The organism is Sphingomonas sp., from assembly GCF_019746015.1.
GTDB lineage: Bacteria > Pseudomonadota > Alphaproteobacteria > Sphingomonadales > Sphingomonadaceae > Sphingomonas.
This window is the reverse complement of sequence record NZ_JAIESM010000030.1, coordinates 1-8323: the sequence shown is the minus strand read 5'-3', so window position 1 is coordinate 8323 and position 8323 is coordinate 1. Positions and strand designations below refer to the sequence as shown.

Below are 8323 nucleotides of genomic sequence, written 5' to 3'. Positions count from 1 at the left end.
AAGGACTCGGGCGGCTGGCGCGACTTGCTGTCGGGCGCCGGGGTGCGCTCGGTCAGCGTGTCGGGCGCCGGCGTGTTCACCGGCTCGGCCGCCGAAGCGCGGCTGAAGGCCAATGCGCTTGCCGGCCAGATCGACCGCTATCGGCTGAGCTTTGAAAGCGGCGAGACGATGACCGGCGCCTTTCTGGTCACCCGGCTCGACTATGCCGGCGATTTCAACGGCGAGCGCAGCTATACGCTGGCGCTCGAAAGCTCCGGCCCGGTGGTGAGCGCATGAGCGGCGCCAACCCCGCGCGTGGCGAGGCGGCGATCATGGTGGGCGGCGCGGCGCTGGTGCTGCGCCCCAGCTTTGCCGCGCTGGTCGCCGCCGAACAGGAGCTGGGCCCGCTGTTCGCGCTGGTCGAGCGCGCCGCCCGGCACGAGCTGCGCCTGGCCGAGCTGGCCGCGCTGTTCTGGCATTGCCTGGCCGAGCGGCCCGAGGGGCTGACCCGCGACGCCTTTGCCGAAGGGCTGGCGGCCGGTGGTCTGGCCCGCGCGACGCCGGCGCTCAAGTCCCTGCTCGAACAGATATTGGCCGGGCGCTAGCGATGTTTGGTGAACGCGCCGCGCGGCTGGCCGGGCTGGCGGGCGTGCTGTTCGGCTGGAGCCCCGACATTTTCTGGGCGGCGACCCCGGCCGAACTCGCCAGCCTGATCGCCGCACTCGCCGGTGATGGCGGCACCGCGCCGCCTGACGCAACCCAGCTTCGCGCGCTGATGGAGCAATTCCCCGATGGATGAGGAAATCGAACGGCTGGTGGTGAGCGTGCGCGCCGACACGGCGGGCTTTGCCCGCGACGTGGCCGATATGCGCGCGGCGATCGACGGCCCGCTGGCGCGCGGCGCCGAAACTGCCGGGCGCGGCATCGAAAACGCGCTGCTGCGCGCGGTGCGCACCGGCCGGCTGGGCTTTGAGGATCTGGGCCGCATCGCGCTTTCGGTGCTGAACGAGATTGCCGCAAGCGCGGTGCGCGCCGGGCTGGACGCGATTCTGGGCGGCGGCGGTGGGCGCGGCGGCGGTGGCGGCGCGGGCGGGCTGTTCGCGGCGATTGGCGGGCTGCTGGGCCTGCCCGGCCGCGCGACCGGCGGCCCGGTGGCGCCGGGGCGCGCCTATCTGGTCGGCGAACGTGGGCCGGAGCTGTTCGTGCCGACCGCCAGCGGCCAGGTGGTGCCCGGCGGCAGCGCGGGCCGCGCGCTGAACATCGCCATCACCATTGCCGCCCCGGCTGACACCGCCCCGCAGGCACTCGCCCAGTCGAGCCGGCAGCTGGCGCGCGCGGTGCGCGCCGCGCTCGACCGCGCCGACTGACACTGAAAGGACCACCATGGGCTATTGGCTGGCACGCGCGCGGTCGGGGCAGGCAGCGGGTTACATCACCCGCTTCGACCCGGTTTACTGGACGGTCAACTTCCCGCGCCCGATGATGGCGAGCGTGGTGACGACCGCGCCCGACGCGTTGCGCGTCGATGCGGTCTTCTACCGCGCGGACGATCTGGCCGGGCTGATCTGGGCGGCGGAGGACCGCCATGATCACCCGCTGCTCGCCTATGAAACCGTGCGCGATTTCCGCGATGTGCGGCTGCGCTTTCGCTGGCGCTCGGGCGGGATCATGCCGCTTGATGCGGTGAACGGCCCGGTGCTGACGATCGAGGGGCGCGACGCGGGCGGCGCGCCGCGCGCCTGGTATGTGCGGCTGTGGAACTATGCGCGCGGGCACCCCGAGGATGCGGTCGTCACGCTCGATTTCGCAAGGCTTGACGGCGGCTTCCTGCTGCCGGGGGAGGCCGACCCGGTGTTTGCCGGCGATGTCGACCGCATGTTCATCTCGCTGGTGCCGCCCGGCTATAGCGGCGCCGATGCGGTGCTGGCCGCGCCGGCCGAAGGCTGGGTGGAGCTGAGCGAGATCGTGGTTGACGGCCCCGGCGCGGTGCTGGCCATCGGCGATGTCGTGCTGCCCGAACATGGCCTGGCGATCGCCAGCGGCTATGACGACAGCTATCACCTGACGCCGGAACGGCTGCTGCGCGCGGCGCTGCGGCTGGGTTATCGCGGCGCGATCAACCATTATGTCGGCATGAGCCATTATTTCCGGCTCGAGCCGCATTCGGGCGGGCTTTATGTCAGCCTAGCCGGCGGCGCGCTGTGCACGCCGTGCGCCGCCTGGCACCGCGAGTTCGCCGCCCGCGCCCGCGCGCTTGGCTATGAGATCATCTGGTCGTTGAGCTATGAGCTGTTCGACGCGCATTGCTGGGGCGACTGGAAACAGCGCGACGCGGATGGCGCCCCTGCGCTCACCGGCTGGGTGCCGCCCTCCACCCTGCTCAGCCCCGCGCACCCCGGCGCGATGGCCTATCTTCAGGCAGTGGCGCGCGCCTTTCTGGCGATTGCGGTGGCGGCCGGGCAGCGACCGCGCTTTCAGGTGGGGGAGCCGTGGTGGTGGGTCACCGCCGATGGTCGCCCCTGCCTTTATGACGCGCGCGCGCGCGAAGCACTGGGTAATCCACCGCCCGTCAACCTGATCGGGCCGCAGCCGCCCGCCGTGATCGCGCTGCTGGAAGCGGCGGGCGCGCTGCTCGCGCAATCGACCGCCGCGCTGGCGGCGGCAGCGCGGGACGAGGCACCGGGGTGCGAGACGCTGCTGCTCGCCTATCTGCCCAGCCTGCTCGACCGCGCGCAGCCCGAAACCTATCGCATGAACATGCCCGCCGGCTGGGCAGCGCCCGCCTTCGATATCCTGCAGCTGGAGGATTATACCTGGGTGCAGGCCGGCGACCTGACGCAGAGCGCGGCCGGCATTGCCCGCGCGACCGCCCGGCTGGGCTATCCGGCGGCGCGGCAGCATTATCTGGCCGGCTTCGTGCTGCGCCCCGACCAGAGCGCGCAGTGGCGCTTCATCCACGACGCGGCGGAGGCGGCGCGCGCGGGGGGGGGGCCGACCTTCATCTGGGCGCTGCCGCAGGTGCTGCGCGACGGCTATGTTCATTTCAGCGAGGGAGACGAGGCCGTGGCGCCTTTCGACGATGTGCTGTTCCCGCTCGCGCTGGGCCGCGAGGTGGAAGTGAGCCCCGCTTTTGCCACCGCGATCGTCACCAGCGCCGGCGGGCATGAGGCACGCAACGCCGGCTGGCAGGGCGCGCGCACCCGCTATGATGTGTGGCCGGGGGTGCGGTCTGAGGCGGACATCGCCGCGCTGCTTGCCTTCTTTCGCGCGCGGCTGGGGCCGGCGCGGGGGTTTCGCCTGCGCGACCCGTTCGATGCCGCCTCCGCCGATCCGGTCACCCCGCTCGATCAGCGGCTGGGCGCCGGCGACGGCACGCGCCGCCGCTTTGCGCTGGTCAAACATTATGGCGATCAGGCGCGGCGGATCACCCGGCCGGTCGCGGGATCGGTGCGGGTGGCGGTGGCGGGGGTGGAGACCGCCGCGTTCACCCTCGCCCCGCTGGGGCAGCTGGTGCTGGATGCGCCACCGCCGCCGGGTGCCCTGGTGACGGCGGGCTTTGCCTTTGACGTGCCGGTGCGCTTTGCCGAGGACCGGCTGAGCGTGGCCCGCGCCACTTTTCTGGCCGGGGCCGCGCCCAGCGTGCCGCTGCTGGAGCTGCGCGAGGATGACTGACACGCTCACCACCCTTGCCCTGTGCTGGCGGATCGCGCGCCGCGACGGCGTGACGCTGGGGCTGACCGACCATGACCGCGATCTGGTGATCGACGGCGAACGCTATCGCGCGGCGCCCGGCATGACGCCGTCGGCGATCAAGCGCGGCGACGCGCTGACCGCCGAGACGATGGACGTGAGCGGTGCGCTGTCCGACGCGGCGATCCGCGCCGGCGACCTGATCGACGGCCGCTGGGACGGGGCGGAGATCAGCCTGTTCGCGGTCGACTGGGCCGGCGGCGACGCGCGCGTGGCGCTGGGCGCGGGGGTGATCGGCGCCGTCGCGCTGGCCGGCACCGGCTTCACCGCCGAGCTGAAGGGCATTGCCGCCGCGCTCGAACAGCCGGTGGCGGAGGAAACCGCGCCCCATTGCCGCGCCGAGCTGGGCGACCGGCGCTGCCGGGTGGCGATGGCCGGGCGCCGGCGCCAGGTGCGGGTGGTGGCGGCCGAGGACGCGGTGCTGACGCTCGACACGGCAGAGCCCGCCGCCAATGCCTATGGCCATGGGCTGATCCGCTGGCTGGGCGGCGCCAATGCCGGGCTGGAGGGCATGATTGCCGCCTCTGACGGGGTGACGGTGACGTTGCGCATGCCGCCGCGCCACCCGCCCGCGCCCGGTACGCTGGCCGAGCTTGTCGAGGGGTGCGACAAGACCATCGCCACCTGCGCCGGCCGCTTTGCCAATGCCCGCAATTTCCGGGGCGAGCCGTTCCTGCCGGGCATGGACCTGCTCACCCGCTATCCCGGCGCATGAACGCGGTCGTCGCCGCTGCGCGCGGCTGTATCGGCGTGCGCTTCCGCCTGCACGGGCGCTGCCGCGACCATGGCTTTGACTGTGTCGGGCTGGTGGCCCATGCCTGCCACGCCGCCGGATGCGGGGCGGCGGTGCCCAGCGGCTATGGCCTGCGCAGCGGCGATCCGGCGCGCGTGGCGGCGGCCATCGCCGCCGCCGGGCTGGTGCCGGCGCCCGCGCCCCGCCGCCCGGGCGACGTGATGCTGTTCGCCAGCGGCCCGGGCCAGCTGCACCTCGCCATCGCGAGCGAGGCGGGCATCATCCATGCCGATGCGGCGCTGCGCTGCGTGGTCGAGCGGCCCGGCGCGCCGCCCTGGCCGTTGATTGCCGCCTGGCGGCTGCCCGAACAGGAGTGACACATGGCAAGCGCGGTTCTGACGATTGTCGGCGGCGTGATCGGCGGGCCGATTGGCGCCGCGATCGGCGCGGTGGCGGGCCAGGCGATCGACCGCCAGCTGTTCCGCCCGCCCGGGCGCGAGGGGCCACGGCTCAGCCAGCTGTCGGTACAGACCTCCGCTTATGGCACGCCGCTGCCGCGCCTGTTCGGCACAATGCGCGTGGCGGGCACGGTGATCTGGTCGACCGACCTCATTGAAAGCCGCAGCCACAGCGGTGGCAAGGGCCAGCCCGGCGTCACCCGCTACAGCTATTCGGTGTCGTTCGCAGTCGCGCTCTCCGCGCGGCCGATCCTCAGCGTCGGGCGGATCTGGGCCGATGGCAAGCTGCTGCGCGGCGCGGCGGGCGATTTCAAGACGCCGACCGGCTTCCGGCTCCATTTGGGTGGCGAGGACCAGCTGCCCGACCCGTTGATCGCGGCGGCTGAGGGCGCGCGGGCACCGGCGCACCGGGGGCTGGCCTATGCCGTGTTCGAGCAGTTTCAGCTCGCCGATTATGGCAACCGCATCCCCTCGCTCACCTTCGAAGTGGTGGCGGATGCGGCACCCGTGGGCGATGCGCAGATCGCGCAGGCGCTGTCCGCCGGGCTGGTGCGCGGGACGGACGGTTTTTCGCTGGGCGGTTTTTCGGCCTATGGCGACAGCGCGCGCGGCGTGCTGGCGGCGCTGGCGGCGGCGGGCGGCGGCTGGTTCGCGCCCGACGGCGCCGGGCTTCGCCTATGCCATGATGCGGGGCCGGCGCCGCTGATCGAGGATGCCGGCTTTGCCGCGCGCGAGCGCCGCCCGCGTGGCCAGCGCGAGATCGCCCCGCTCGACAGCGTACCGCGCACGCTGACGCTCGCTTATTACGACCCCGCGCGCGATTTTCAGGCCGGGGTACAGCAGGCGCGCCGGCCGGGGGCGGGGAACCGCGCCGGGCGGATCGACCTTGCCGCCGCGCTCTCCGCCGCCGACGCGCAGGCGCTGGCCGAAGCCGCGCTCGCCCGCGCCGAGGCCGCCCGCGAGCGCCGCCAGATTGCGCTCAGCCCGGCCGCTCTGGCGATCAAGCCGGGCGATATCGTCCGCATCGCCGGCGAGCCCGGCCGCTGGCGCGTGGCCGACTGGTCGCTGGAGGCGATGGTGCTGACGCTTGAACTGGTGCGGCTGGGCCGCGCGGCGCCCTCGGCCGGGGCGAGCGCGGGGCGGGTGCTGGCCAGCCCCGATGCGGTGCCGGGCCGTACCCTCCTCCACGCCGCCGAGCTGCCCGCGCTCGACGACGTGGTGCTTGCCGCGCCCCGGCTCGTCGTGGCAGCGGCCGGCACCGAGCCGGGCTGGCGGCGCGCCGCGCTGCTCGTCTCCACCGATGGCGGCGCGCGGTGGGAGGGGGCAGGGGAGGCGGCCACGCCCGCCATTCTCGGCACGCTCGCCACGGTGCCGCGCCGCGCCGGCAGCGCGCTGATCGACCGGGCGGGCAGCGTCGAGGTGGTGCTGGCGCATGGCGCAATGCCGCTCGCCGATGCCGATGCCGCCGCACTCGATGCCGGGGCCAATCTGGCACTGGCGGGCGATGAGCTGCTCCAGTTCGGCCGGGCCGAGCCGCTGGGCGACAATCGCTGGCGGCTGTCGACGCTGCTGCGCGGACGGCGCGGCACCGAAAGCGCGGCCGGCGCCCAGCGCGCAGGCGACCGTTTCGTGCTGCTGGCGCCGGGCGACATGGCCACGGTCGCGCTGCCGCTCGCCGCGCTCGGCGGGCCGGTGGCGCTGCTGGCGAGCGGGGCGGGCGATGGTGACGGCCCGGTGCGCGCCGATGTCACTCTGACCGGCGCCTCGCTCGCCCCGCCGGCGCCGGTGCATCTGCGGGTGGCGGCGGACGAGCTGCGCTGGGCACGGCGGAGCCGCGCCGGCTGGCGCTGGGCCGATGGCGGCGACGCGCCGCTGGCCGAGGAGCGCGAACGCTACCGGCTGAGCGTGCGCGACGGCGACGCGCTGCTGTTCACCGCCGAGACGAGCGAGCCCCGAATCGACCGCGCGCTGTTGCCGGCGGGGCGGGTGGAAGTCTGCCAGCTCGGCACCTTTGCCGCCTCCCCGCCTGCTGTCCTCACGCTCGATCGATAGGAGACGCGATATGACCGACCAGACCAGCGCGCGGCTGGCGCTGCCCCTGCTCCAGCCCGGACAGGCGCAGAAGGAGCTTTATCATAACGAGGCATTGGTGCTGCTCGACCTGGCGGTGCAGCCGGTGGTCGACTCGCTGGGGCTGAACGCGCCGCCGCCATCGCCCGCCCTGGGCCAGGCCTGGATCGTGGGGGCGACGCCCGCCGGCGCCTGGGCCGGGCAGGCCGGGGCGATTGCCGGCTGGACCGGCGGCGGCTGGCGCTTCGTCGCGCCGCTGGAGGGGATGACCGTCTGGTCGATTGCGGATGCGCGCCCGGCCCGCCATCGCGGCGGGGCGTGGCAGCTGGCGCCGCTGCCCGCAATTGCCCCGCCGCAAGGAGGCGAAACCATCGACTCGCCGGCGCGCGCGGCCATCGGCGCGATTCTCGCCGCGCTTGCCGCACACGGCCTGATTGCCCCTTAGCATGCGCGAAAGATGTAATTCCTGTTACGGGATTTCATAAGTTGTTGCCGCGACGCAACACTTATGGCGATTTGCGCGCTTGCGCGGAAACTGGGCATTGGGTAGTGAGTTGGAGCAGTCCGTAGAGACGATTTTGAAAGGGGACAATGATGCGGAAGCTTGCCATCACTTTGGCGCTCGCCTCCACCGCCATCGCCACGCCCGCCCTTGCTCGTGACAAGGCGTGGTATGTTGGCGTCGATGGCGGTGTCGCGGTCGTCGAGAACATCAACTATAACATCGGGACCATTCGTCAGGCGAGCAACACGTCGCACGATTACGGCTTCGATATCTCGGGCAATGTGGGCTATGATCTCGGCCCGGTGCGCGTTGAAGCCGAAGTCGGCTATCGCCGCGCGACCGTGCGCAACTATCAGTCGCAGTTCACCACCACCCCGTTGATCAACAATGGCCGGATCATCAATGTGCCCACGGGCTCGTACCGTGGCGTGGGCGGCAACACCAATGCGCTCAGCTTCATGGCCAACGCGCTGCTCGATTTCGGCGCTGATGACGAGCTGCAGGGCTTCGTCGGCGGCGGTGTCGGTATCGCCCGCGTCTCGGCCAGCGGCTATGCGCTGGGCCAGGGCGGCGCCTTCCTGAACGACAGCGACACCCGCTTCGCCTATCAGGCGCTGGCTGGTGTGCGTGCGCCGATCAGCAAGCATCTGGACGTGTCGCTGAAGTATCGCTTCTTCACCGCGCCGAACGCGCGCTTCGTCGACATCACCGGCCGCAACTTCGGTGGCACCTTCCGGTCGCACAGCCTGATGGGCGGCATCACCTACAATTTCGGTGGCGCGACCCCGCCGCCGCCCCCGCCGCCGCCGCCGCCGCCGCCTCCCCCGC

The 8323-nt window shown here is 72.7% G+C and carries 10 protein-coding genes; all 10 read left to right on the top strand.

What is annotated here, in order from left to right; translation table 11 throughout:
* Window positions 1–276: phage tail protein (locus tag K2Y03_RS04335; RefSeq protein ID WP_294088553.1), on the top strand; the 276-nt coding region annotated here is incomplete at its 5' end.
* Window positions 273–584 (top strand): gene transfer agent family protein, encoded by a 312-nt coding sequence (locus K2Y03_RS04330; protein ID WP_294088552.1) that lies wholly within the window; start codon window positions 273–275, stop codon window positions 582–584. The genes K2Y03_RS04335 and K2Y03_RS04330, both read left to right, overlap by 4 nt.
* 2 nt (window positions 585–586) lie before the next feature.
* Window positions 587–778, top strand: a complete 192-nt coding sequence (locus tag K2Y03_RS04325; RefSeq protein WP_294088550.1) for a phage tail assembly chaperone — start codon at window positions 587–589, stop codon at window positions 776–778.
* Window positions 771–1346, top strand: a complete 576-nt coding sequence (locus tag K2Y03_RS04320; protein ID WP_294088549.1) for a tail tape measure protein — start codon at window positions 771–773, stop codon at window positions 1344–1346. Before K2Y03_RS04325 ends, K2Y03_RS04320 begins: the two co-directional genes overlap by 8 nt.
* A 16-nt stretch (window positions 1347–1362) precedes the next feature.
* Window positions 1363–3651, top strand: a complete 2289-nt coding sequence (locus tag K2Y03_RS04315; protein ID WP_294088547.1) for a DUF2460 domain-containing protein — start codon at window positions 1363–1365, stop codon at window positions 3649–3651.
* The gene (locus tag K2Y03_RS04310) at window positions 3644–4444 is read left to right on the top strand and encodes a DUF2163 domain-containing protein (protein ID WP_294088545.1); all 801 of its coding nucleotides are present in this window, start codon (window positions 3644–3646) and stop codon (window positions 4442–4444) included. Before K2Y03_RS04315 ends, K2Y03_RS04310 begins: the two co-directional genes overlap by 8 nt.
* Window positions 4441–4839 carry a peptidoglycan endopeptidase gene (locus K2Y03_RS04305; protein WP_294088543.1) on the top strand — a complete coding sequence of 133 codons (399 nt, stop codon included), beginning with the start codon at window positions 4441–4443 and terminating at the stop codon, window positions 4837–4839. The genes K2Y03_RS04310 and K2Y03_RS04305 overlap by 4 nt, the downstream gene beginning before the upstream one ends.
* 3 nt (window positions 4840–4842) lie before the next feature.
* Entirely contained in the window at window positions 4843–6972 is a 2130-nt protein-coding gene (locus K2Y03_RS04300; RefSeq protein WP_294088541.1) for a phage tail protein, read from the top strand.
* Between the two features lie 10 nt (window positions 6973–6982).
* The gene (locus K2Y03_RS04295) at window positions 6983–7435 is read left to right on the top strand and encodes a DUF2793 domain-containing protein (RefSeq protein WP_294088539.1); all 453 of its coding nucleotides are present in this window, start codon (window positions 6983–6985) and stop codon (window positions 7433–7435) included.
* A 149-nt stretch (window positions 7436–7584) separates the two neighbouring features.
* A partial coding sequence (locus K2Y03_RS04290; RefSeq protein WP_294088537.1) for an outer membrane beta-barrel protein occupies window positions 7585–8323 on the top strand: 739 nt, incomplete at its 3' end.